This window comes from Variovorax sp. IB41 (assembly GCF_016405905.1).
In the GTDB taxonomy this organism is placed as follows: Bacteria; Pseudomonadota; Gammaproteobacteria; order Burkholderiales; family Burkholderiaceae_C; genus Variovorax.
This window is the reverse complement of the sequence record NZ_JAEFCB010000014.1, coordinates 1-24,184: the sequence shown is the minus strand read 5'-3', so window position 1 is coordinate 24,184 and position 24,184 is coordinate 1. Positions and strand designations below refer to the sequence as shown.

20 protein-coding genes and 2 pseudogenes are annotated in these 24,184 nt (G+C 67.4%); 14 read left to right on the top strand and 8 right to left on the bottom strand.

Annotated elements, in window-relative coordinates:
- Positions 1 to 13: 13 nt before the first annotated feature.
- Positions 14 to 985, top strand: coding sequence for an alpha/beta hydrolase family protein (locus JC881_RS22510; protein WP_198787904.1), 972 nt, complete (start codon positions 14 to 16; stop codon positions 983 to 985).
- Positions 982 to 2,052 (top strand): aldose epimerase family protein, encoded by a 1,071-nt coding sequence (locus JC881_RS22505; protein ID WP_198787903.1) that lies wholly within the window; start codon positions 982 to 984, stop codon positions 2,050 to 2,052. Before JC881_RS22510 ends, JC881_RS22505 begins: the two co-directional genes overlap by 4 nt.
- A 137-nt stretch (positions 2,053 to 2,189) precedes the next feature.
- Here JC881_RS22505 and JC881_RS22500 read toward each other — a convergent pair whose 3' ends face one another.
- On the bottom strand, positions 2,190 to 3,110 hold the full coding sequence (locus JC881_RS22500) for an SMP-30/gluconolactonase/LRE family protein (RefSeq protein WP_198787902.1): 921 nt from the start codon (positions 3,108 to 3,110) through the stop codon (positions 2,190 to 2,192).
- Positions 3,111 to 3,240: 130 nt separating this feature from the next.
- On the opposite strand from JC881_RS22500, the gene JC881_RS22495 reads away from it, so the two are divergent.
- Complete coding sequence (locus tag JC881_RS22495) at positions 3,241 to 4,014, top strand: SDR family NAD(P)-dependent oxidoreductase (RefSeq protein WP_198787901.1); 774 nt, start codon at positions 3,241 to 3,243, stop codon at positions 4,012 to 4,014.
- Between the two features lie 118 nt (positions 4,015 to 4,132).
- Here the strand turns inward: JC881_RS22495 and JC881_RS22490 are convergent, their stop codons facing one another.
- Positions 4,133 to 5,092: a LysR family transcriptional regulator gene (locus JC881_RS22490; protein ID WP_198787900.1), complete on the bottom strand. Its 960-nt coding sequence runs from the start codon at positions 5,090 to 5,092 to the stop codon at positions 4,133 to 4,135.
- Between the two features lie 141 nt (positions 5,093 to 5,233).
- Here JC881_RS22490 and JC881_RS22485 point away from each other — a divergent pair, with 141 nt between their 5' ends.
- From JC881_RS22485 to JC881_RS22440, 10 genes are all read left to right on the top strand, one after another.
- Positions 5,234 to 6,688 (top strand): aldehyde dehydrogenase family protein, encoded by a 1,455-nt coding sequence (locus tag JC881_RS22485; RefSeq protein WP_198787899.1) that lies wholly within the window; start codon positions 5,234 to 5,236, stop codon positions 6,686 to 6,688.
- 61 nt (positions 6,689 to 6,749) lie between these two features.
- A complete protein-coding gene (locus tag JC881_RS22480; protein WP_198787898.1) occupies positions 6,750 to 7,715 on the top strand; it encodes an ABC transporter substrate-binding protein in 966 nt (321 codons plus the stop codon).
- A 14-nt stretch (positions 7,716 to 7,729) separates the two neighbouring features.
- A complete protein-coding gene (chvE, locus tag JC881_RS22475; RefSeq protein WP_198787897.1) occupies positions 7,730 to 8,800 on the top strand; it encodes a multiple monosaccharide ABC transporter substrate-binding protein in 1,071 nt (356 codons plus the stop codon).
- Positions 8,801 to 8,802: 2 nt separating this feature from the next.
- Positions 8,803 to 10,365 carry a multiple monosaccharide ABC transporter ATP-binding protein gene (mmsA, locus tag JC881_RS22470; RefSeq protein WP_198787896.1) on the top strand — a complete coding sequence of 521 codons (1,563 nt, stop codon included), beginning with the start codon at positions 8,803 to 8,805 and terminating at the stop codon, positions 10,363 to 10,365.
- Complete coding sequence (gene mmsB, locus JC881_RS22465) at positions 10,352 to 11,560, top strand: multiple monosaccharide ABC transporter permease (protein ID WP_233101976.1); 1,209 nt, start codon at positions 10,352 to 10,354, stop codon at positions 11,558 to 11,560. The genes mmsA and mmsB overlap by 14 nt, the downstream gene beginning before the upstream one ends.
- 4 nt (positions 11,561 to 11,564) lie before the next feature.
- Positions 11,565 to 13,085, top strand: a complete 1,521-nt coding sequence (locus JC881_RS22460; protein ID WP_198787895.1) for a sugar ABC transporter ATP-binding protein — start codon at positions 11,565 to 11,567, stop codon at positions 13,083 to 13,085.
- Positions 13,086 to 13,200: 115 nt separating this feature from the next.
- The gene (locus JC881_RS22455; protein WP_198787894.1) at positions 13,201 to 14,235 is read left to right on the top strand and encodes an ABC transporter permease; all 1,035 of its coding nucleotides are present in this window, start codon (positions 13,201 to 13,203) and stop codon (positions 14,233 to 14,235) included.
- The gene (gene yjfF, locus JC881_RS22450; RefSeq protein WP_198787893.1) at positions 14,232 to 15,266 is read left to right on the top strand and encodes a galactofuranose ABC transporter, permease protein YjfF; all 1,035 of its coding nucleotides are present in this window, start codon (positions 14,232 to 14,234) and stop codon (positions 15,264 to 15,266) included. The genes JC881_RS22455 and yjfF overlap by 4 nt, the downstream gene beginning before the upstream one ends.
- A gap of 36 nt (positions 15,267 to 15,302) precedes the next feature.
- Positions 15,303 to 17,051 (top strand): IlvD/Edd family dehydratase, encoded by a 1,749-nt coding sequence (locus JC881_RS22445; protein ID WP_198787892.1) that lies wholly within the window; start codon positions 15,303 to 15,305, stop codon positions 17,049 to 17,051.
- 10 nt (positions 17,052 to 17,061) lie between these two features.
- Positions 17,062 to 17,979: a dihydrodipicolinate synthase family protein gene (locus JC881_RS22440; RefSeq protein ID WP_198787891.1), complete on the top strand. Its 918-nt coding sequence runs from the start codon at positions 17,062 to 17,064 to the stop codon at positions 17,977 to 17,979.
- 43 nt (positions 17,980 to 18,022) lie between these two features.
- On the opposite strand, the pseudogene JC881_RS22435 reads toward JC881_RS22440, so the two are convergent.
- Positions 18,023 to 18,895, bottom strand: a pseudogene (locus tag JC881_RS22435) (LysR family transcriptional regulator); the annotation flags it as partial.
- A gap of 118 nt (positions 18,896 to 19,013) precedes the next feature.
- Here JC881_RS22435 and JC881_RS22430 point away from each other — a divergent pair.
- Positions 19,014 to 19,793, top strand: coding sequence for an SDR family NAD(P)-dependent oxidoreductase (locus JC881_RS22430; protein WP_198787890.1), 780 nt, complete (start codon positions 19,014 to 19,016; stop codon positions 19,791 to 19,793).
- Positions 19,794 to 19,808: 15 nt separating this feature from the next.
- Here JC881_RS22430 and JC881_RS22425 read toward each other — a convergent pair whose 3' ends face one another.
- From JC881_RS22425 to JC881_RS22405, 5 genes and pseudogenes are all read right to left on the bottom strand, one after another.
- Positions 19,809 to 20,063 carry a hypothetical protein gene (locus tag JC881_RS22425; RefSeq protein WP_042580210.1) on the bottom strand — a complete coding sequence of 85 codons (255 nt, stop codon included), beginning with the start codon at positions 20,061 to 20,063 and terminating at the stop codon, positions 19,809 to 19,811.
- A 129-nt stretch (positions 20,064 to 20,192) separates the two neighbouring features.
- A complete protein-coding gene (locus JC881_RS22420; RefSeq protein WP_198787889.1) occupies positions 20,193 to 20,702 on the bottom strand; it encodes a hypothetical protein in 510 nt (169 codons plus the stop codon).
- A gap of 31 nt (positions 20,703 to 20,733) precedes the next feature.
- Positions 20,734 to 21,144 carry a hypothetical protein gene (locus JC881_RS22415; protein ID WP_093439454.1) on the bottom strand — a complete coding sequence of 137 codons (411 nt, stop codon included), beginning with the start codon at positions 21,142 to 21,144 and terminating at the stop codon, positions 20,734 to 20,736.
- A gap of 157 nt (positions 21,145 to 21,301) precedes the next feature.
- Positions 21,302 to 23,869 (bottom strand): cyanophycin synthetase, encoded by a 2,568-nt coding sequence (cphA, locus tag JC881_RS22410; protein WP_198787888.1) that lies wholly within the window; start codon positions 23,867 to 23,869, stop codon positions 21,302 to 21,304.
- A 34-nt stretch (positions 23,870 to 23,903) separates the two neighbouring features.
- Positions 23,904 to 24,184, bottom strand: a pseudogene (locus tag JC881_RS22405) (cyanophycin synthetase); the annotation flags it as partial.

Sequence of the window (24,184 nt, the reverse complement as noted above, 5' to 3'; positions counted from 1 at the left end):
AACGCTGTCTTTCATGCCCGTCCTGCGGCGGCACTGCCATCTCGCGTTCGTGCTTCTGTTCGCGCTGATGCAGGCGGCCTGCGCGCAGCGCGCCGGCGCCGACCTGCGCGACCCGGCGGCACGGGCGGCATCAGGCGTGGCCGCCGAGGACGCGGTGCTGCACTGGAACCAGCCGGCCGTGCGCGCGAACTGCCCCGACCGCCGCGGCTACCTCTGGGTGCAGGCTGTCGAAGGCCCGGCCTGCATCCGCTATTTCGCGAGCGACGAGATCGACGGCGCGCGCGTGGCGATCGTGCAGTTCTCCGGCGACCGCGACGGCGTGATGGACCAGCCGCCCACGCGCATTCCCGGCAACACCGAGGCGCTGCGCACGCTCGATGCACAGCGCAGCCGCGACCGCGCGGGCGTGCCGTGGATCTTCATGGCGCGGCCCGGCACCTATGGCTCGTCGGGCGACCACAGGCGGCGCCGTGAGCCCGTGGAGTTCCACGCGCTCGACGCCGCGCTCGATGCGCTCATGCAGCGCCACCAGCTGCAGCGCATCGTGATCCTGGGCCACAGCGGCGGCGCGACCGCGGGCGCCGCGCTGCTCACCATGGGCCGCACGCGCGTGGCCTGCGCGGTGCTGACCTCGGGCGCCTACGGGCTGCTCGAACGCGCGCGCATGCTCGGCATGTCGAAAGACGGCCGCACCGACACCACCGGCAGCACGCAGTTCTACGATCCGCTCGATCATGTGAACGGCATCGTGCGCGACCCGGCGCGGCGCATCGTGCTGATCGGCAACCGCGACGACAGGAACACGCCCTTCGCCCTGCAGCAGCGCTTCGGCGATGCGGTGGCGAAGGCGGGGCACCGCATCGAGGTGAAGACCCATGCGGCCGAGCCGCCCACCTATCACGACCTCACGGACCGCATCGGCCTGCACGCCGCATCGCAGTGCGCGCTGGAGGCGTTGTTTCCGCCAACCCCTGGAGCCGAATGAGCAGCATCACCTCACGTGAATACGGCCGCATGCCCGATGGGCGCGCGGTGACCGAATACACCCTGGACAACGGCTGCGGCCTGCGCCTGTGTGCCATCAACCACGGCGGCATCGTCACTGCCTTGCATGTGCCCGACCGGCACGGGCAGGGCGCGAACATCGTGCTGGGCCTGCCGTCGCTGGACGACTACCTGAAGCCGCATCCGCACTTCGGCACCATCGTCGGGCGCTATGCGAACCGCATCGCGGCGGGGCGCTTCACGCTCGATGGCGCTGTGCACCAGGTGGGCATCAACGATGGCGCGAATTCGCTGCATGGCGGGCCGAAGGGTTTCGGCACGCGCTTCTGGGAAATCGCGCCGGTGTCCGCGGAAGACGCGCGCGGCGACGTCGCGATCGAGCTGCGCTACACGAGCGTGGATGGCGAAGAGGGCTATCCCGGCGAAGTGGGGCTCACGGTGCGCTACACGCTCTCGGCGACCGGGAACACATGGCGCATCGACTACCGCGCGGAGACCGACAAGCCGACGGTGCTGAACCTGAGCCACCACGACTACTTCAACCTCGCGGGCGGCGGCGATGTGATGGACCACCGGTTGACGCTGCCCGCGAGCCGCTTCTGCCCGGTCGATGCGCAGCTGATTCCGCTCGGTGTGGCCGAGGTGGGCGCGACGCCGTTCGATTTCCGCTCGCCAACGCGCATTGGCGAACGCATCCGCGAAGGGCACGAGCAACTGCTGCGCGCGCATGGCTACGACCACAACTGGATTCTTGACGGCGACCGCAACGGCGGCGGCCTCGCATTGGCCGCGCGCGTCGAGCACGAAGCCTCGGGCCGCGTGATGGAAGTGCACACGACCGAACCGGGCGTGCAGTTCTATTCGGGCAACTTCCTCGACGGCAGCCTCATGGGGTCGCAGGGCGCGAGCCTGCGGCAGGGCGACGGCCTCTGCCTGGAGACGCAGCACTACCCGGATTCGCCGAACCAGCCGGCATTTCCGTCGACCGTGCTGCGGCCGGGCGAGGTGTTCGCGAGCACCACGGAACACCGCTTCAGCGTCGGCTGAGTACGCGCGAGACGTTCAATAACAACCGTTCAGGCTGAGCTTGTCGAAGCGCTGCGCAAGGCTTCGACAAGCTCAGCCCGAACGGTGAGGCGCTCAGCCCGAACGGTGAGGGGACTCAGGCCGAACGGTGAGGGGACTCAGCCGGCGAACAACGCCGCCGGAACGCCCGGGCTGCCGATGCGCACGGCGAAGAGGCCGCCGGCCAGCGGCTCGCTCTTGAGCTGCTCTTCGGTGCGGCCGTTGCGCGCGGTCGTGATGTAGAGCGTCTGCATGTCGGCGCCGCCGAAGGCGCAGTCGGTCACGTTGCTCGCGGGCAGCGTGATGCGGCCGAGCTCCGCCGCGGTCACCGGGTCGTGGCAGGTGACGCAGGCGCCGTCCCAGTGCGCGATCCACAGGCGCCCGGCCGCGTCGGTGGTCATGCCGTCGGGCAGGCCGTCCGGCTTGGGAAAGCGGTGCCACACCCGGCGGTTCGACACCGTGCCGGCTTCCATGTCGAAGTCGTAGGCGTAGAGGTTGTTGAGCACCGTGTTGTTGAAGTACATGGTGCGGCCGTCGGCCGACCAGGTGGGCCCGTTGGTCACCTCGAAGCCGTCGTCGTGCTTCGTGCACGTGCCATCGGCGTCGTAGCGATAGAGCGCACCGGTGGGCGCCTTGCAGTCGAAGTCCATGCTGCCGCCCCAGAAGCGGCCGCGGCTGTCGCACTTGCCGTCGTTGAAGCGGTTGTTCGTGCGCTCGGGTTCGGGCTGGTGCAGGTAGCGCGGCTTGGCGCCAGCGCCCGGCAGCTGGTTCGTGTCGAAGAGCGCGAAGCCGCGGCGCAGCGTGAGGACCAGGCCCGGCGCGTTGGCGCGCTCCGAGATGGCGGTGATCTCCTCGTCGAACTGCCAGGCCCGCCGCGCGCCGTCGGCGGGCCGATACCAGAACAGGCGCGGCGTGAGGATGTCGATCCAGTAGAGCGCCTGCTCGCGCTGCGACCAGAGCGTGCCCTCGCCGAGATTCGCGGCCGCGGGCCAGATGCATTCGGGGGTGCCCTCGATCGAGGGTGCGGTGTAGCTCGTCATTGTTTTCCTTGTCATGTCTCCTTGACGCGGCGGATCGTATCAAGGCATATTGATATTTGAAATCAAACAATATGGAATAGATCGATATGCATTTTGCAATGTCATTTTTCCATCCCATTGGAGACCCTTCTTGAATTCCCCCCAACTCTCGATCCATCCGAGCCTGAAAGGCCGCACCGTGTTCGTCACCGGCGGCGGCAGCGGCATCGGCGCGGCCATCGTCGCCGCCTTTGCCGCGCAGGGCGCGCGGGTGGCCTTCGTCGACATCGCCGAGAGCGCCAGCGCCGCGCTCGCAAAGCAGATCGTCGCAGACGGCCACGACGCGCCATGGTGGCGCGCCTGCGACGTGCGCGACATCGGCGCGCTGCAAGGCGCCATCGCCGATGCGGCCGCCGAGTTCGGCGACTTCGCGGTGCTGGTCAACAACGTGGCGAGCGACGACCGCCACACGCTCGAATCGGTCACACCGGATTACTACGACAACCGCATGGCGATCAACGAGCGTCCGGCACTCTTCGCGATTCAATCCGTGGTGCCGGGCATGAAGCGCCTGGGCTTCGGCTCGGTGGTGAACCTCGGCTCGACCGGCTGGCAGACCAAGGGCTCGGGCTACCCCTGCTATGCGATCGCGAAGTCGTCGGTGAACGGACTCACGCGCGGCCTCGCAGTCGATCTGGGCAAGGACCGCATCCGCATCAACACGGTGTCGCCGGGTTGGGTGATGACCGAGCGGCAGGTGAAGCTGTGGCTCGACGAGGAGGGCGAGCAGGCCCTCAAGCGCAACCAGTGCCTGCCCGACAAATTGATGCCGGAAGACATCGCGCGCATGGTGCTGTTTCTCGCGTCCGACGACGCGAAGATGTGCACGGCGCAGGAGTTCACGGTGGACGCGGGCTGGACCTGAACAGGCGCTCCCCCAGGCTTCGCGCACTTCGTGTCGCTTCTCCAACCCCCTCGCCGGGGGCAATGCCAGCGGCCCGGCAAAGCCGGTTCCGCGGCATTCCGCGAACAAGCCCGTTCGGTCAGTCGATCTCGAGCTTGCGTCCGTAGACGCTCATGCTGGCGGTCTTGAGGGCCTTCATCATCACGCGCGCCGCGGGCGACAGCAGCCGGTCGGTGCGCGTGATGATGCCGAACTGGTCCATGTGGCAGGGCATGTCCAGCGGCAGCAGCGACACGATGCCGTGCGCCGCGTAGTAGCGCGCCACGTCGGTCGCGAGCACGGCCACCATGTCGCTCTGCTGCAGCATCCGCGTGATGAAGAGCAGCGCCGAGCTCTCGATGGTGTTGGTCGGCGGCGCGAGCCCCTCCTCCTGGAACATCAGCTCGAAGCGATGGCGCAGCACACTGCCCGCGGGCGGCACGATCCAGCCCGCGCCGACCACGTCGCGCAGCGTGAGGCCGCTCTCGCCGAGCATCGGATGGCCCGGACGCACCAGCGCGCACACCGGCTCCTCGCTCAGCGCCTCGTAGCGCAGCTGCGACTTGTCGTGCTCGGCGAAGAGCCGCGCCACGAGGATGTCGAGCTTGCCCTGCTCGAGCCGCTCGATCAGCACCGGGCTGGTTTCGATTTCCAGCGACACGCGAAGGTCCGGCTGCTCGCGCTTGACCATCGCGACGGCCGGCGGCAGCAGCGCCAGCCCTGGCGCGGTGATGGCGCCCACGCTCACCTGCCCGAAGCGGCCGGCCTTGAGCGCGGTGAGTTCGTCATGCGCCTGGTTCAAGCTCGCGAGCGCGACGCGGGCGTGGCGGATCATCGTCTCGCCGTACCAGGTGGGCCGCATGCCGCGCGGCAGGCGGTCGAAGAGCGGCACCTCCAGCACGTCTTCCAGGTCCTTGAGCAATTTGGAGGCGGCGGGCTGCGTCATGTTGAGCACCTGCGCCGCGCGGTGGATGTTGCCTTCCTCGGCCAGCGCGACCAGCAAAAGCAGCTGCCGCGTCTTGAGCCGCGCGCGAATAAACCAGTGGTTGTAATTGGTCATGGCCTGTAGGAACTAAGGGCTGCTCGGGTTTTCCAGAATCCGGTGATCGATATGCATTTTGTCGAAAAAACGATTGGATCGATATCAATTCTGTTCCTAGACTCTGGCCAATTCAAACAAAGAGACAAGGTCGGCGCCTTCGTGATCCACGGCGAGATCCATCAGAACGTGCGGCAGTACATCAACGGCCGCTGGGAAACCAGCGCGACCACCGGTGTGAGCGCCAATCCGTCGGACACCGGCGAGGTGGTGGCCGAGTACGCACGCGCCGACCGCCGCCAGGCCGAGACCGCCATCCGCGCGGCCACCGAGGCCTTTCCGCACTGGAGCCACAGCACCCCGCAGCGCCGCGCCGACGTGCTCGACCGCATCGGCGCCGAGCTCATCGCGCGCAAGGACGAGCTGGGCCTCCTGCTGGCGCGCGAAGAGGGCAAGACACTGCCCGAGGCCGTGGCCGAGACGGCGCGCGCGGGGCAGGTCTTCAAGTTCTTCGCCGGTGAAGCCCTGCGCGGCGGGGGCGGCGAGAACGTCGCCTCGGTGCGCGCGGGCGTGCAGGTCGATGTGACGCGCGAGCCGGTCGGCGTGGTGGGCCTCATCACGCCGTGGAACGCGCCCTTCCTCGTTCCCGCCTGGAAGATCGCGCCGGCGCTCGCCCATGGCAACAGCGTGGTGTTCAAGCCGGCCGAGCTGGTGCCGGCCTGCGGCGGGGCACTGGCCGAAATCATCAGCCGCGCCGGTTTGCCGGCGGGCGCCTTCAACCTCGTGATGGGCAGCGGCCGCGAAGTGGGCCAGGCGCTGGTCGACAGCGCGCTGGTCGATGCGCTCAGCTTCACCGGCTCGGCCGCCAACGGCGAGCGCGTGCTGCAGGCCGCGGCCACGCGCCGCGCCAAGGTGCAGCTGGAGACCGGCGGCAAGAACGCGCTCGTGGTGCTGGCCGATGCGGACCTGGACCGCGCGGTCGACTGCGCGGTGCAGGGCGCGTATTTCTCCACGGGCCAGCGTTGCACCGCATCGAGCCGGCTCATCGTCGAGGCCGCGGTGCACGACGCCTTCGTGGCCAAGCTGCGCCAGCGGCTGAAGACCCTGAAGATCGGCCACGCGCTGGAGCGCGGCATCGACATCGGCCCGGTGGCCAACGAAGAACGCCTGGCGATGAACCTCGCCTGGGTCGACATCGCGCGCGAAGAGGGAGCGGAGCATGTGTGGGGCGGCGAGGCGCTCGCGCGTTCGACGCCCGGCCACTACATGAGCCCCGCGCTGTTCCTGGCAAAGCCGTCGCACCGCATCGCGCGCGAAGAGATCTTCGGGCCGCTGGCCTGCGTGCTGCGCGCCGACGACTACGACGAGGCGCTCGCGCTGTGCAACGACACGCCCTTCGGCCTCTGCGCGGGCATCTGCACCAACTCGCTCAAGCACGCGATGCACTTCAGACGCCATGCCGTGGTCGGCATGACGATGGTCAATCTGCCGACCGCGGGGGTGGACTTCCACGTGCCCTTCGGCGGCCGCAAGGGGTCGGGCTACGGGCCGCGCGAACAAGGGCGCCATGCCGCGGAGTTCTACACGACGGTCAAGACCGGCTACATGCTGGCCTGACCGGACGGGGTTTCATCGAGTACGACAAACACACCACAGACTCATCAAGAAGGAGACAGCCATGACCATGAATCGCCGCACCCTCAACATCGCGCTCGCCGCAGCGTCCCTGGGCAGCCTGCTGCCCGCTTCCGCGTTCGCGCAGAAGAAACTCGTGCTCGGTTTCGCGCAGGTGGGCGCCGAGAGCGAATGGCGCACCGCCAACACCGAGTCGATCAAGTCCTCGGCCAAGGAGGCGGGCATCGAGCTCAAGTTCTCCGACGCGCAGCAAAAGCAGGAGAACCAGATCAAGGCGATCCGCTCGTACATCGCGCAGAAGGTGGACGTGATCGCGTTCTCGCCCGTGGTCGAGTCGGGCTGGGAAACCGTGTTGCGCGAAGCCAAGGCCGCCAAGATTCCGGTGGTGCTGACCGACCGCTCGGTCAACACCAAGGACGACACGCTCTACGTGACTTTCATGGGCTCGGACTTCACCGAGGAAGGCCGCAAGGCCGGCCGCTGGCTCACCGAGAAGATGAAGGACCAGAAGGGCGAGGTGAACATCGTCGAGCTGCAAGGCACCGTGGGCTCGGCACCGGCCATCGACCGCAAGAAGGGCTTCGAGGAAATCATCAAGGCCGACCCGAAGTTCAAGATCATCCGCTCGCAGACCGGCGACTTCACGCGCGCCAAGGGCAAGGAAGTGATGGAAGCGTTTCTGAAGGCCGAGGGCAAGAAGATCAATGTGCTCTACGCGCACAACGACGACATGGCCATCGGCGCGATCCAGGCGATCGAAGAGGCGGGTCTCAAGCCCGCGAAGGACATCACCATCATCTCCATCGACGGGGTGAAGGGCGCCTTCGAAGCCATGATCGCCGGCAAGCTGAACGTGTCGGTGGAGTGCAGCCCGCTGCTCGGGCCGCAGCTCATGCAGGCCGTGAAGGACATCAAGGCCGGCAAGACGCTGCCCAAGCGCATCGTCACCGAAGAAGGCATCTTCCCGATGGAAGTGGCCGCCAAGGAATTCCCGAACCGCAAATATTGAGAAGAGCACCTCCAATGAAACGCAAATTCCTCAAGGCCTCGCTAGCGGGCCTGGCCTTCGCCGTCGTCGGCTTCACGCCGCTCGCCAATGCGCAGGACAAGGGCCTGATCGCCATCTCGATGCCCACCAAGTCTTCGGCGCGCTGGATCGCCGATGGCGCGAACATGGTCAAGTACTTCAAGGACAAGGGCTACAAGACCGACCTGCAGTACGCGGACGACGACATCCCCAACCAGCTCGCGCAGATCGAGAACATGGTGACCAAGGGCTCCAAGGTGCTGGTGATCGCGGCCATCGACGGCACCACGCTCTCGGACGTGCTGCAGAAGGCGGCCGACAAGGGCGTGAAGGTCATCGCGTACGACCGGCTCATCAAGGGTTCGAAGAACGTGGACTACTACGCCACCTTCGACAACTTCCAGGTCGGCGTGCTGCAGGCGCAGTCGATCGAAACCGCGCTGGGCCTCAAGAGCGGCAAGGGCCCGTTCAACATCGAGCTCTTCGGCGGCTCGCCCGACGACAACAACGCCTTCTTCTTCTACAACGGCGCGCTCTCGGTGCTCAAGCCCTACATCGACAGCGGCAAGCTGGTGGTGCGCAGCAAGCAGATGGGCATGGACAAGGTCGGCACGCTGCGCTGGGACGGCGCGGTGGCGCAGGCGCGCATGGACAACCTGCTGTCGGCCTACTACACCAAGGACCGCGTGGATGCGGTGCTGTCGCCCTACGACGGCCTCTCGATCGGCATTCTTTCGTCGCTCAAGGGCGTGGGCTACGGCTCGGGTTCGCAGGCGATGCCCATCGTCTCGGGGCAAGACGCCGAGGTGCCTTCGGTCAAGTCGATCCTGCGCAAGGAGCAGACCTCCACCGTGTTCAAGGACACGCGCGAGCTGGCCAAGGTGACGGTCGCGATGGTCGACGCCATGCTCTCGGGCAAGACGCCCGAGGTGAATGACACCAAGACCTACAACAACGGCATCAAGGTCGTGCCCTCGTACCTGCTCAAGCCCGTGAGCGTGGACGCCTCGAACTGGAAGCAGGTGCTGGTGGACAGCGGCTACTACAAGGAAAGCCAGGTCAAGTGAGCATGGCGAGTGCAGCAGACGCGCGCACGATCCTCGCGATGCGCGGGATCACCAAGACGTTTCCGGGCGTGAAGGCCCTGAGCAACGTCAACCTCGCCGTGCGCGCGGGGGAGATCCACGCGGTGGTGGGCGAGAACGGCGCGGGAAAGTCGACGCTCATGAAGGTCTTGAGCGGCGTCTACCCGTGCGATTCGTACACCGGGGAAATCCATTTCGAGGGCGAGCTGCGCCGCTTCAAGGGCATCGCCGACAGCGAGAAGCTGGGCATCATCATCATCCACCAGGAGCTCGCGCTGGTGCCGCTGCTCTCGATTGCAGAAAACCTGTTTCTCGGCAACGAGATCGCCACCGGCGGTGTGATCGACTGGTTCGCCGCCTATGCGAAGACGCGGGAACTGCTGGCGAAGGTGGGCCTGAAGGAGCTGCCCACGACGCTCGTGACCGACCTGGGCGTGGGCAAGCAGCAGCTGGTGGAAATCGCCAAGGCGCTCGCGAAAGAGGTGAAGCTGCTGATCCTCGACGAGCCCACCGCGAGCCTGAACGAGAACGACAGCGACGCGCTGCTGATGCTGCTGCTCGAATTGAAGCGCCAGGGCATCGCCTCGATCCTCATCTCGCACAAGCTCAACGAGATCGCCAAGGTGGCCGATTCGATCACCGTGCTGCGCGATGGCGCGACGGTGGAAACCATCGATTGCCGGAGCGACCCGATCAGCGAAGACCGCATCATCCGCGGCATGGTCGGCCGCGACATGGAGCACCGCTACCCGCAGCGCTCGCCGAAGATCGGCGAGACGGTGCTGGAGGTGCGCGACTGGCGCGTGCACCATGCGCTGCACGCCGACCGCGAGCAGATCAAGGGCGTGAATCTGCATGTGCGCCAGGGCGAGATCGTCGGCATCGCGGGCCTCATGGGCGCGGGCCGCACCGAACTGGCGATGAGCGTGTTCGGCAAGTCGTACGGCCAGCGCATCAGCGGCTCGGTGCACATGCACGGCAAGCCCGTGGACGTGAGCACCGTGCGCAAGGCCATCGACCACGGCATCGCCTACGTCACCGAAGACCGCAAAGGCCTCGGGCTGGTGCTGGAGGAAGGCATCCGCAAGAACATCAGCCTCGCGAACCTCGATGCGATTTCCGAACGAACGGTGATCGACGACGGCCGCGAGTTCAAGGTGGCCAACGACTACAGGAAGGCGCTGAACATCCGCTGCTCGGGGGTCGAGCAACTGGTGGTCAACCTGTCGGGCGGCAACCAGCAGAAGGTGGTGCTGAGCAAGTGGCTCTTCACCAGGCCCGAGCTGCTGATCCTGGACGAACCCACGCGCGGCATCGACGTGGGCGCCAAGTACGAGATCTACACCATCATCGACCAGCTCGCGAGCGAGGGCAAAGGCATTCTCATGATTTCTTCCGAACTGCCGGAGCTGCTCGGCATGTGCGACCGCATCTATGTGATGAACGAGGGGCGCTTCGTGGCCGAGTTCACGGCGGCCGAGGCTTCGCAGGAGCGCATCATGCATGCCATCGTGAGCGCGGGGAGTTCCGTTCATGTCGCAGCCTGAAGTCAACGCGGTGCAAGGCGCCGCTCCCGTTGTTGCTCCGAAGCTCCACGTGGGCTTCCTGAAGAACAACCTGCGCGAATACGGCATGCTGATCTCGCTGGTCGCGATCATGGTGCTGTTCCAGGTGCTGACCGACGGCACGCTCCTCAGGCCGCTCAACCTCACCAACCTGCTGCTGCAGAATAGCTACGTGGTCATCATGGCGCTGGGCATGCTGCTGGTGATCGTGGCGGGGCACATCGACCTGTCGGTGGGCTCGGTGTGCGGCTTCATCGGCGCGCTCGCGGCGGTGCTGATGGTGGAGTACGAATGGCACTTCGTGCCCACGGCCATCGTGAGCATCGCCGCCGGCGCGGTGATCGGCGCCGCGCAGGGCTGGTTCGTCGCGTTCCGCAAGATCCCCTCGTTCATCGTCACGCTCGCGGGCATGCTGGTGTTCAAGGGGCTCACGCTGGCGCTGCTGGCGGGGCAGTCGGTGGGGCCGTTTCCGGTGGAGTTCCAGCGGCTGAGCTCGGGCTTCATTCCCGATCCCCTGGGTGGCGACACGCTGCGCACCACCTCGCTGATCGTGGGCGTGCTCGCCGCCGCGGCGCTGGTGTTCTTCAAGCTGCGGGGGCGCGCCAAGCTCAAGGCGCATGGCATGGAGCAGGAGCCCTATGCGTTCTTCCTCGTGAAGAACCTGTTCTTCGCGGCGATCATCCTGTTCTTCAGCTACCTGCTCTCCACCTACAAGGGCCTGCCCAACGTGCTGGTGGTGATGGCGGTGCTGATCGTGGTGTACGACTTCGTCACCAACCGCACGACCATCGGCCGGCGCATCTATGCGCTCGGCGGCAACGAGAAAGCGGCGCGGCTGTCGGGCGTGAAGACGCAGCGGCTCGCGTTCCTCACCTTCGTGAACATGGGTGCTCTGGCGGCGCTCGCGGGCCTCGTGTTCGCGGCGCGGCTGAACACGGCCACGCCCAAGGCGGGCCTGGGTTTCGAGCTCGACGTGATCGCGGCCTGCTTCATCGGCGGCGCCTCGGCCTCGGGCGGCGTGGGCCGTGTGATGGGCGCGGTGATCGGCGCCTTCATCATGGGCGTGATGAACAACGGCATGTCGATCCTGGGGATCGGCATCGACTACCAGCAGGTCATCAAGGGGCTGGTGTTGCTGGCGGCGGTGTTCATCGACGTCTACAACAAGAACAAGTGAACGCATGACCGGCAGCAGCGTCACCCCCGTGCTGGAACTGCGGGGCATCCACAAGCAGTTCGGCGGCATCTCCGTGCTCGACGACGTGCAGCTGAATCTCTACCCGGGCGAGGTCCACGCGCTGATGGGGCAGAACGGCGCGGGCAAGTCCACGCTCATCAAGGTGCTGACGGGCGTGCTGCCTTCGAGCGGCGGCGAGATGTTCCTGGGTGGCCAGGCCATCCGGCCCGGCTCGCCGCTGGAGGCGCAGAAGCTGGGCATCAGCACGGTCTACCAGGAAGTGAACCTGTGCCCGAACCTCTCGGTGGCGGAGAACGTGTTCGCGGGGCGCTATCCGCGCTGCGGCGCGCTGCAGGGCTTTCGCATCGACTGGGCGGCGGTGAACCGCCGGGCGGAGGAATTGCTCGCGCGCATCGGGCTCGACATCGACGTGACGCGCTTGCTGTCGAGCTATTCGGTCGCGGTGCAGCAGATGGTGGCGATCGCGCGGGCGCTCGGTGTGTCGTCGAAGGTGCTGATCCTCGATGAGCCCACATCGAGCCTCGATGACGACGAAGTCGAGAAGCTGTTCGAGGTGCTTCGGCGGTTGCGCGGCGAGGGGCTCGCGATCGTTTTCGTGACGCACTTTCTCAATCAGATGTACGCGGTGTCGGACCGCATCACGGTGCTGCGCAATGGCAACTGGGTGGGCGAATGGAAGGCTGCGGACCTCGGCCCGCAGGCGTTGATCGCCGCGATGCTGGGCCGCGAATTGGCTGCCCAATCGGCGCGGCCTGCGGCACTGCCTGCGTTCGATGAAGCCGCGCCCGCCTTGCTGCAGACCGAAGGACTGGGCCAGGCGGGGCAGTTGCAGGCGACCGATCTGCGCGTGCGTGCCGGCGAAGTCGTCGGCATCGCGGGGCTCTTGGGCGCGGGGCGCACCGAGCTTGCGCGCCTGCTGTTCGGGCTCGAATCGCCGGACCGTGGCGTGTTGAAGGTCGATGGCCGCGCCGTCAGCTTCTCGAACCCGGCCGATGCGATTCGCGAAGGTCTCGCGCTGTGCCCCGAAGAACGCAAGACCGATGGCATCGTGGCCGAGCTGTCGGTGCGCGAGAACATCGCGCTCGCATTGCAGGCGCGGCTCGGCACGCGGAAATTTCTTTCGCACGCGGAGCAGACCGCGATGGCCGAGCGCTTCGTCGCGTCGCTGGGCATCAAGACGGCGAGCGTCGAGACGCCCATTGGCCTGCTCTCGGGCGGCAACCAGCAGAAGGCCATGATCGCGCGCTGGCTCGCGACCGAGCCGCGCCTCCTGATCCTGGACGAGCCCACGCGCGGCATCGACGTCGCGGCCAAGCAGGAAATCATGGAAGAGATCCTCCGGCTCGCGCGCGCGGGCATGGCGGTGATCTTCATCTCGTCGGAGATGAGCGAGGTGGTGCGCGTGGCGCACCGCATCGTGGTGCTGCGCGACCGGCAGAAGGTGGGCGAACTGCCGGGCGGTTCGACCGAGGACGAGGTCTACGAAATGATCGCTGCAACATGACTCTCCCCCAGTCTTCGCGCACTTCGTGTCGCTTCGCCAACCCCCTTCCGGGGGCGACACCTGCGGCCCGGCAAAGCCGGTTCCGCGGTGTCTCCCGCATCGAGAGCACGCCGACATGAACCGCCTCTCGTCCCTCATGAGCCACCGCCTCGCCTGGCCCATCGTCACGCTGCTGCTCCTGCTCGCGATCAACACCGCGTTCAATGGGAGCTTCCTGCACCTCGAATGGCGGGACGGCCACCTCTACGGCAGCCTCATCGACATCCTGAACCGCGCGGCGCCGCTGGTGCTGGTCTCGCTCGGCATGACGCTGGTGATCGCCACGCGCGGCATCGACATCTCGGTGGGCGCGGTGGTGGCGATTGCGGCGTCGGTCGCGGCCTGGATGATCGGCGGCTCGGTCTCCAGCGACGTGAGCCGCTTCCCGATGTCGCTGGCGATCCTCGCGGCCATCGGCGTTGCGCTGCTGTGCGGCCTCTGGAACGGGTTGCTGGTCGCCAAGGTCGGCATGCAGCCGATCATCGCGACGCTGATCCTCATGGTGGCGGGGCGTGGCATCGCGCAGCTCGTCGCGGACGGGCAGATCATCACGATCTACTACAAGCCCTTCTTCTTCCTCGGCAGCGGCTACCTGCTGGGGCTGCCGTTCTCGCTGTTCATCGTGGCGACGGTGTTCGTGTTGCTGTATCTGGCGATCACGCGCACGGCGCTCGGACTCTTCATCCAGGCGGTCGGCATCAACCCGACGGCCGCGCGTGTCGCGGGCATCCAGGCGCGGCGGTTGGTCGTGGGCGCGTATGCGTTCTGCGGAGCTTGCGCCGGCGTGGCCGGGCTGCTGATCAGCTCGAACGTGAAGAGTGCGGACGGCAACAACGCGGGCCAGTTGCTGGAGCTCGATGCGATCCTCGCGGTCACGCTGGGCGGCACGGCGCTGACCGGCGGACGCTTCAGCCTCATGGGCAGCGTGATCGGCGCGCTCATCATCCAGACGCTGACCTATGCGATCTATTCGCTGGGCGTGCCGCCCGAGATCAACCTCGTGGTGAAGGCGGTGGTGGTGTTCGTGGTGATGCTGCTGCAGTCGCCGGAGTTCAGGGCGCAGGTGCGGTCGCTGGTGCAGCGGCCGGCGCATGAAGGGGGACGGGCATGAGCGCGGTGATCGAGACCAACGCTGCACCCTCACCCCAACCCTCTCCCGCGCACGGGAGAGGGGGTAAGAGGGGGCTCAATCCGAAGTACCTGCCACTCACGGCGACCATCTCGCTGTTCGTGCTGATGGCGACGCTGGGCTCGGTGTTCTATGACGGGTTCTTCTCGGCGCAGGTGTTCCTCAACCTGCTGATCGACAACGCCTTCCTGATCGTCGTCGCGGTCGGCATGACCTTCGTGATTCTCTCGGGCGGCATCGACCTGTCGGTGGGCTCGGTGATCGCGCTCACGACGATGGTGTCGGCGTCGCTGGTCGAGAAGCACGGGTGGAGCCCGGCGATCGTGATTCCGCTGGTGCTGTTGATGGGCACCGCGTTCGGCGCGTTCATGGGACTGCTCATCGAGCGGTTCCGGCTGCAGCCCTTCATCGTCACGCTCGCGGGCATGTTCCTCGCACGCGGCCTCTGCTATCTCATCAGCATCGACTCGATCAGCATCACCAACGAGTTCTATTCGGAGGTCTCGCAGATCCGCATTCCGATCTGGGGCGAGGCCTCAGTCTCGATCAGCGCGGTGATCGCCATCGTGGTGCTGCTGGCCGCGGTGTTTATCGCGCACTGCACGCCCTTCGGCCGCGCGGTGTACGCCATCGGCGGCAGCGAGCACTCGGCCATGCTGATGGGCCTGCCGGTGCGCCGCACGCTCGTGGGCGTGTACACGCTCTCGGGTTTCTGCTCGGCGCTCGCGGGCGTGATCTTCACCTTCTACATGCTCTCGGGCTACGGCCTGCATGCGCTCGGACTGGAGCTCGATGCGATCGCGGCGGTGGTGATCGGCGGCACGCTGCTCACCGGCGGCGTGGGCTACGTGGCGGGCACGCTCTTCGGCGTGCTGATGCTCGGAATCATCCAGACGCTGATTTCCTTCGACGGCACGCTGAGCTCGTGGTGGACGCGCATCGTGGTCGGCGCGCTGCTCTTCGTGTTCTGCCTGCTGCAGCGCTTCTTCACTTCGCGCGCACCGCGGCGCTGACGCTCTTTTCTTTTTCTCTCTCAGGATATTTCTCGCATGCCGGACACCCCTCCGAAGAAACTGCGCTCGACCGAATGGTTCGGCTCGGCCGACAAGAACGGTTTCATGTACCGCAGCTGGATGAAGAACCAGGGCATTCCGGACCACGAGTTCGACGGCCGGCCGATCGTGGGCATCTGCAACACCTGGTCGGAGCTCACGCCGTGCAACGCGCACTTCCGCAAGATCGCGGAGCATGTGAAGCGCGGCATCTCGGAGGCGGGTGGTTTTCCGGTGGAGTTCCCGGTGTTCTCCAACGGCGAATCGAACCTGCGGCCGACCGCGATGCTCACGCGCAACCTCGCGAGCATGGACGTGGAGGAGGCCATCCGCGGCAACCCTGTCGATGCGGTCGTGCTGCTCACGGGCTGTGACAAGACCACGCCGGCGCTGCTGATGGGCGCGGCGAGCTGCGACATCCCCGCCATCGTTGTGACGGGCGGGCCGATGCTCAACGGCAAGCTCGACGGCAAGGACATCGGCTCGGGCACGGCCGTGTGGCAGCTGCACGAATCGCTGAAGGCGGGCGAGATCAACCTGCACCAGTTCCTCTCGGCCGAAGGCGGCATGTCGCGTTCGGCGGGCACCTGCAACACGATGGGCACCGCCTCGACGATGGCCTGCATGGCCGAGGCGCTGGGCACTTCGCTGCCGCACAACGCGGCGATTCCGGCGGTCGATGCGCGGCGCTACGTGCTCGCGCAGATGTCGGGCATGCGCGCGGTGCAGATGGCCAAGGAAGGGCTCACGCTCTCGAAGATCCTCACGCGCGAGGCGTTCGAGAACGCGATCCGCGTGAACGCGGCCATCGGCGGATCGACCAACGCGGTGATCCACCTGAAGGCGATCGCCGGCCGCATCGGCGTCGATCTCGAACTGGAAGACTGGACGCGCATCGGCAGCCACACGCCGACCATCGTGGACCTGATGCCCTCGGGGCGCTTCCTGATGGAAGAGTTCTATTACGCGGGTGGGCTGCCCGCGGTGCTGCGCCGCCTCGGCGAGAACGGCCTGCTGCCGCATCCGGGTGCGCTCACGGTCAACGGCCACTCGATCTGGGACAACGTGCGTGAGGCGCCAAGCTTGAACGACGAGGTGATCCGTCCGCTCGACAAGCCGCTGATCGCCGACGGCGGCATCCGCATCCTGCGCGGCAATCTCTCGCCGCGCGGCGCGGTGCTCAAGCCTTCGGCCGCATCGCCCGAACTGCTCAAGCACCGCGGCCGCGCCGTGGTGTTCGAGAACCTGGAGCACTACAAGGAGCGCATCGTCGACGAGTCGCTGGACATCGATGCGAGCTCGGTGATGGTGCTCAAGAACTGCGGTCCCAAGGGCTATCCCGGCATGGCCGAGGTGGGCAACATGGGGCTGCCGCCGAAGCTGCTGCGCCAGGGCGTGAAGGACATGGTGCGCATCTCCGATGCGCGCATGAGCGGCACGGCGTATGGCACGGTGGTGCTGCACGTCGCGCCCGAGGCTGCCGACGGCGGGCCGCTCGCGGCGGTGCGCGACGGCGACTGGATCGAACTCGACTGCGATGCGGGGCGCCTGCACCTGGACATCAGCGATGAGGAGCTCGCATCGCGCCTCGCGTCGTTGTCCGCATCCGATGCGCAGCCGATGAGCACGCGCGGCGGCGGCTACCAGAAGCTCTATGTGAACCACGTGCTGCAGGCCGACGAGGGCTGCGACTTCGACTTCCTGGTGGGCTGCAGAGGCGCCGCCGTTCCCCGCCATTCACACTGAATCACAGACCATGACCCCCAGATACCGCGGCATCTTCCCGGTGGTGCCGACCACCTTCACCGAACAGGGCGCGCTCGACCTGGAGAGCCAGAAGCGCTGCGTCGATTTCATGATCGACGCGGGCTCCGATGGCCTCTGCATCCTCGCGAATTTCTCGGAGCAGTTCGTGCTGTCGGACGAGGAGCGCGAAGTGCTCACGCGCACGATGCTCGAGCATGTGAACGGCCGCGTGCCGGTGATCGTGACCACCACGCACTACAGCACCAAGGTCTGCGCCGAGCGCAGCCGCCGCGCACAGGACATGGGCGCTGCGATGCTGATGGTGATGCCGCCGTACCACGGTGCGACCTTCCGCGTGCCGGAGCCGCAGATCCATGAGTTCTATGCGCGGCTCTCGGATGCGGTGGGCATTCCGATCATGGTCCAGGACGCGCCCGCGAGCGGCACGGTGCTGTCGGCGCCGTTCCTCGCGCGCATGGCCAAGGAGATCGAGCACGTCGCGTATTTCAAGATCGAGACCGCGAACGCGGCGGCGAAACTGCGTGAATTGATTCGCCTCGGCGGTGACGCCATCGAAGGCCCGTGGGACGGCGAAGAGGCCATCACGCTGATGCCCGACCTCGACGCCGGCGCGACCGGTTCGATGACCGGCGGCGGCTATCCCGATGGCATCCGCCCGATCATCGAGGCGCACCGCGCGGGCGACCGCGACAAGGCCTTCGCGCTGTACCAGCAGTGGCTACCGCTCATCAACTACGAGAACCGGCAGGCGGGCCTCCTGGCCTGCAAGTCGCTCATGAAGGAGGGCGGCGTGATCGCTTGCGAGGCGCCGCGGCATCCGCTGCCGGCGATGCACCCCGCGACGCGCGCCGGGCTGATCGAGACGGCGAAGCGACTCGATCCGCTGGTGCTGCGCTGGGGGAAATAGTCAAGTTGCTGTCCGCGACGAAGTAGGGCGCGAGGAGTTCGGCGAGCCAGTTCATCACCGCGAGCACGCGCGGCGCGAGCTGGCGGCGGTTGACGTACACCAGCGACACCGGCATCGGGCGCGCGGTGAACGCCGGCATCACCTGCACGAGCGAGCCTTCCGCAAAGCAGGGCGCGAGGCCGCCGACCGGCGCCTGGATCAGGCCGAGACCCGCGATCGCCGCGGCGTTGTAGGCATCGGTGCCGTTCACCGCGACGATGGCGCGCATCGCCTGCATGCGGTAGCGGCCCTGGGCCGCGTCGAAGTATTCCCAGCCCGCGTCGTTCGGCGAGAGGGTCTGCGCGAAGTGCACGATGCGGTGCTGCGCGAGGTCGGCCAGCGTCTGCGGCGTGCCGTGCGCCTGCAGGTAGGCGGGGCTGGCGGCGTTGGCCATGCGCATGAAACCGAGCGGCCGCGCGACCAGTTCGGAATCGCCCAGCACGCCCACGCGCAGCACGCAGTCGAAGCCTTCGTTCACGAGATCGACGCGGCGGTCGGTGGTGCTGATGCCGATCTCCAGCGCCGGATGCCGCGCGAGGAATTCGGGCAGGCGCGGAATGACGAGGTCGCGCGCCACGGTGGCCGGCAGGTCGATGCGCAGGCGCCCGGTGAGGCCGCCGGTGTTCGAACGGAACATGGTGGCCAGCTGCTCGCCTTCGGCCAGGTAGTCCTTGCAGCGGTCGAGAAAGCGCGCGCCGTCTTCCGTGAGGCGCACGCTGCGCGTGGTGCGCTGCAGGAGCCGCGTGCCCAGGCGCTCTTCGAGTTGCTGCACGGCCACGGAGACGCGCGCGCGGGTCAGGCCGAGCTGGTCGGCGGCGCGGCTGAAGCTCGCGAGCTCGGCCACCTTCGAGAAGATGCGCAGTTCGTCGGTGGTCATGGCGGCAGATTGTTTCGTTTCTGGATAACAGTGTGCGTAGTTTGGCGGAATTTATCTTTCTGCCGGCATTTTTAAAGTCCTCCCATCGATCCACCGATCCACCACCAAGGACTTTGAAATGACCGCTTCCACCACCTCCCACCCGTCCCGCATCGCACTCATCACCGGCGGCGGCCGGGGCCTGGGCCGCAGCGCCGCGCTGGCGCTCGCCGCCGATGGCGTCGATGTGATCCTGACCTATGTGTCGAACGAAGCCAGCGCGCGGGCGGTGGTGTCGGAGATCGAGGCGAAAGGGCGCCGCGCCGTCGCGCTGCAACTGGACGTCGGCGACAGCAAGGCCTTCGCCGCGTTCGCCGAATCGGTGAAGGCGGCGCTCGCGGCCACCTGGCAGCGCGAGCGCTTCGACTTCCTGGTGAACAACGCGGGCGTCGGCCTGCACGTGAACTTCGAGGACATGACCGAAGCGCAGTTCGATACGCTCTACAACATCCACTTCAAGGGCACGTACTTCCTCACGCAGAAGCTGCTGCCGCTGATCAACGACGGTGGGCGCATCGTCAACGTGTCGACGGGGCTCACGCGCTTCGCCATGGAGGGCGCGTCGGCCTATGCCGCGATGAAGGGCGCCGTGGAAGTGCTGACGCGCTATCTGGCCAAGGAACTGGGCAAGCGCGGCATCGCGGCGAACACGATCGCACCGGGCGCGATCGAGACCGACTTCAGCGGCGGCATGGTGCGCGACAACGCGCAGGTGAACGCGATGGTCGCGGGCTTCACCGCGCTCGGACGCGCGGGCAAGCCCGACGACATCGGCGGTGCGATCGCGGGCTTGCTCGGGGAGGGGAGTCGCTGGGTGAATGCCCAGCGCATCGAGGTGTCGGGCGGGATGCTGGTCTGAGCGACGCGTCCGCGCTCAGCTTTTTTCGAGTTCGGTGACTTGCAGGGACAGGTCGAACAGCTTGGACTTGCTGGCGTAGTAGCGGTCCAGGCGCCATTCCTTCAGGATGTCCATGGCGAGCTCGAAGCTCTTGTAGTCCAGGCTGTAGAGGGTGACCAGCTCGAAGCTGCGTTCGGACTCCAGGGCCAACACGAGCTGGGCCAGGATCTTGGCCGATTCGTTGGCCGGGTCCGTTTCTATGAATCGGCGAGCGACCTTGATGGCATTCATGGGAAAGAGTTCCTCGGTGGGCAGGGACCGAGAACTATAGCTAGCACGACTGTGTGTTTTATGACAGTCGTGTGACAAGCAAGGGCATCGCCGTCCCGCCGTGCGGGACGGGCGGCGGAGCCTTCGCAATCAGCGCAGAGGGGCCGGCATCGGTGCAGGACGCGGTGGCGGCATCATCGGGGCGGGCACCCGCTCCGCGGGCATCGGCACCAGGATCGGCGCAGGTGCGCGCTCCGCAGGCATCGGCATAGGCGCAGGCATCACGACGGTGGTGACCGATTCGCGGATTACGCCGCCGCCCATCACGCTGCCTTCGACGCTGGCGCTGGTGTTGCCCGCGCCGCCGAGCACGCGGGCTTCGCAATCCCTGCGGTCACCGGGCGACTGCTGAAGGCCGCAGCGTGCGAGCGCGTTGGCGCGGTAGTCGGGCGCGCCGGTCAGGCCGCCGCGTGCGGCTTCCTGGCGGGCAGCACCGGCTTCGCGGATGCAGGCCGCGCGGTCTTGCTGGTTGTGGCCGCAGACCGAAAGCTCTTGCTGGTAGATGCCGCCGCGGCCGCTTTGCGCGGTGGCCAGGGTGGCGCTGGCCATGCCGCCGACGGCGAGCAGGGCGAGGACGATCGAACGGGTATTGCTTTTCATGATGTGCTCCTTGGCGTAGTCAGTCAGCAAATCAACGTGCCGGCGCAGGCTGCGCGGGCAAAGGCGTCACGGTTTCGCGAATGACGCCGCCGCCCATCACGCTGCCTTCGGTGGTGGTGCGGGCGCCGCCCTTGATGCGGGCTTCGCATTCGGCCTGGTCGGCCGCGGGCTGCTCGGCGCAGCGCGCCAGCGAATTGACCTGGCCTCGTGCCGGGCTCGGCGTGGTGAGACCGGCGCGGCCGGCTTCCTGTTTCGCGGCGCCAGCTTCGCGCAGGCACGCCGCGCGGTCTTGCTGCACGCCGTCGCAGGTCGCGCGTTCTTGCTGCATGCGGACGCTGGACCCGGGCGCTTGCGCGCTGGCCGTCTGTGCGCCGAAAACGATGAAGCCGCTGGCGGCGAAGAGGGCCGTGGCGGAAAGAAGGGAACGAACTGTTGTTGTCATGCGGGCTCCTGGTTGGGGCGCGTCCTCCAGGACAAGAAGGTGCGCGACCGGAGCCACAGTGTGGTGCCCACCGGGAGGCGCGGCGTGTGGGACAGCCCCGTTGACCGGGCGGGCCGGACGCGCCCCTGTTTGTGGGACACGTCCGTCAACCCGGGTGTCAGCCTGCGGCGATGCGTTGCGCCAAGTGAGCGAGCGCTTCCTCGACCTGGTCCACCAGGATCAGCGAGAGGTCGCCCGGCTGCAGGCGGGCCAGCGCTGCATCGATCGCCACGAATTCGCCGCGGATCTCGTCGATCTGGCGCGTGCGCGCCGCGCCCTGCAGGCCCTGGCGCAGCAGCGCCATGACTTCGCCGTCGGCACGGCCCCTTTGCGCCGCGTCCTGGTACAGGATCACGTCGTCGAAGGCTTCGCCGAGGATGGCCGTCTGGTCGCGGATGTCCGAATCGCGCCGGTCGCCCGCGCCGCTGATCACCACCGAGCGCTTGTTGGCCGGCATCGTGTCCACGGCCGAGACCAGCGCGCGCATGGCGTCGGTGTTGTGGCCGTAGTCGGCGATCACGGTGGCGCCGCGGTAGTCCATGACGTTGAAGCGCCCGGGCACGCCGGCCGCGTCGTTCATGAAGCTCGCCAGGCCGCTGCGGATGGTGTCCCAGTCCAGGCCCACGGCCCAGGCCGCGGCCACCGAGGCCATCACGTTGTCGACCTGGAAGCCGATGGTGCCGTTGCGCGTGATCGGCACGTCGCGCAGCGCGATGCGCTCGCGCCACGAGCCTTCGGCGGCCACCAGCGTGTCCTGGTCGACGTACACGGTGCGCTTGCCCTGCGCGCGGTGCGTGGCCATCACCGGGTGCATGCGGTCGGCGGTGAAGAAGATCACGTGGCCGGGGCAGCCGGCGGCCATCGCGGCCACGTTCACGTCGGCCGCGTTGAGCACCGCGTAGCCGTCGGCGGCCACGTTGCGCACGATCACGCGCTTCAACACCGCGAGGTCTTCGACGGTGGTGATGTAGTTCAAGCCCAGGTGGTCGCCGCTGCCGATGTTGGTGACCACGGCCACCTGGCAGCGGTCGAAACCGAGGCCCTCGCGCAGCACGCCGCCGCGGGCCACTTCGAACACGGCCGCATCGACGTCGGGGTGCATCAGCACGTTGCGCGCGCTCTTGGGGCCGCTGCAGTCGCCGCTGTCGGTCTGCCGGCCATCGACGTACACGCCGTCGGTGTTGGTCATGCCGGTGCGCAGGCCGCTGGAGGCGAGCAGGTGATTGATGAGGCGCGCAGTCGTCGTCTTGCCGTTGGTGCCGGTGACCGCGACCACGGGAATGCGGCCGTCGTCGCCGTGCGAAAACATCGTGTCCATGACCGCCTCGCCGACCGCGCGGCCGCGGCCGAACGAGGGCGAGATGTGCATGCGAAGGCCCGGCGCGGCGTTCACTTCGACCACGCCGCCGTGCTGCTCCTCGAGCGGGCGCAGCACGTTCTCGCAGACCATGTCGACGCCGCAGATGTGCAGGCCCACCATCTGCGCCGCATCGACCGCGCGCGCGGCCACTTCGGGGTGCACGGTGTCGGTCACGTCGGTGGCGGTGCCGCCGGTGGAGAGGTTCGCGTTGTTGCGCAGCACCACGCGCTGGCCGCGCTCGGGGACGCTATCGGGCGTGAGGCCCTGCGATTCGAGCCGGCCGATGGCGATGTCGTCCAGGCGGATCTTGGTGAGCGAAGTGGCGTGGCCCTCGCCGCGGCGCGGGTCGAGGTTCACGGTGTCCACCAGCTGGCGCACGGTGAGCTGGCCGTCGCCGATCACCTGCGGCGGATCGCGCCGCGCGGCGGCCACGAGCCGGTCGCCCACCACCAGCAGGCGGAAGTCGAAGCCCGGCAGGAATTTCTCGACCATCACTTCGCCGTAGACGGCGGCCGAGTCGTAGGCCGAGGTCAGCTGCTCCTTCGTGGTGATGTTGACGGTGACGCCCTTGCCCTGGTTGCCGTCCTGCGGCTTCACCACGACCGGCAGGCCGATTTCCCCGGCCGCCACCCAGCCGTCTTCAGCGCTCGCGACGGGGCGGCCCAGCGGCACCGGCACGCCGGCGGCGTTGAGCAGTTGCTTGGTCAGCTCCTTGTCCTGGGCGATGGCTTCGGCCACGCCGCTGGTGCTGTCGACTTCGGCCGCCTGGATGCGGCGCTGCTTGGAGCCCCAGCCGAACTGCACGAGGCTCCCGCTCGTGAGGCGCCGGTATGGAATGCCGCGCGCAACGGCCGCATCGACGATGGAGCCGGTGCTCGGGCCCAGGCGCTCGGACTCGTCCAGGTCGCGCAGGTCGGTGATGGCGGCGGTGGCGTCGAAGGGCGTGTCGGCGAGCGCCGCGGCGATCAGTTCATCGGCCAGCTCGATCGCGCGGCGGCCCACGGCCTCTTCGCTGTACTGGAAGACGACCTGGTAGACGCCTTCTTCCACCGTCGGCGAGGTGTGGCCGAAATTGACGGCGCAGCCGGCCTGCGCCTGCAGCGCCACGGCGGCGTTCTCCAGCACGTGGGCGAGCGCCAGCGGCTGGCCCAGCACCATCGGGTGCAGCTCGCCGATGGTCGGGAAGCGGGCGCGCAGGCGCGCCTCGAAACCGGCGAGCTTGCTGATGGCGTTTTCATCGCCTTCGCAGGCCACGACCGCCTCGATGGCGGTGTGGCGGCTCCAGAGATTGGGCCCGCGAAGGGCTCGGATGCGGGTGACTTTCATGGGGCTACGAAGCGATCTGGCCAGAGGCGAGGCCTCAGGCGAGTTGAGGTTGAAGGGGCTGCGTTTGCGACAGCTGGAGCGATGCCAGCGCGGCCTGCAGGTCGGCTTCGAAAGCCTCCACGCCGGCGCCGATCAGGTTCAGCGGAATGCCCATGGCCCAGGCGGCGGCCACGGCGGCCAGCAGGCTTTCGAGGGTCACGCCGGCATGCGTGGCGCGCCAGATCGCGAGGCGCCCCAGGCCCGGCAGGAACGATTCGCTGCTGCCGTTGGCCAGCACCACGCGGTCCTGCCGCACGAGCACGGCCTTGCCGCCGG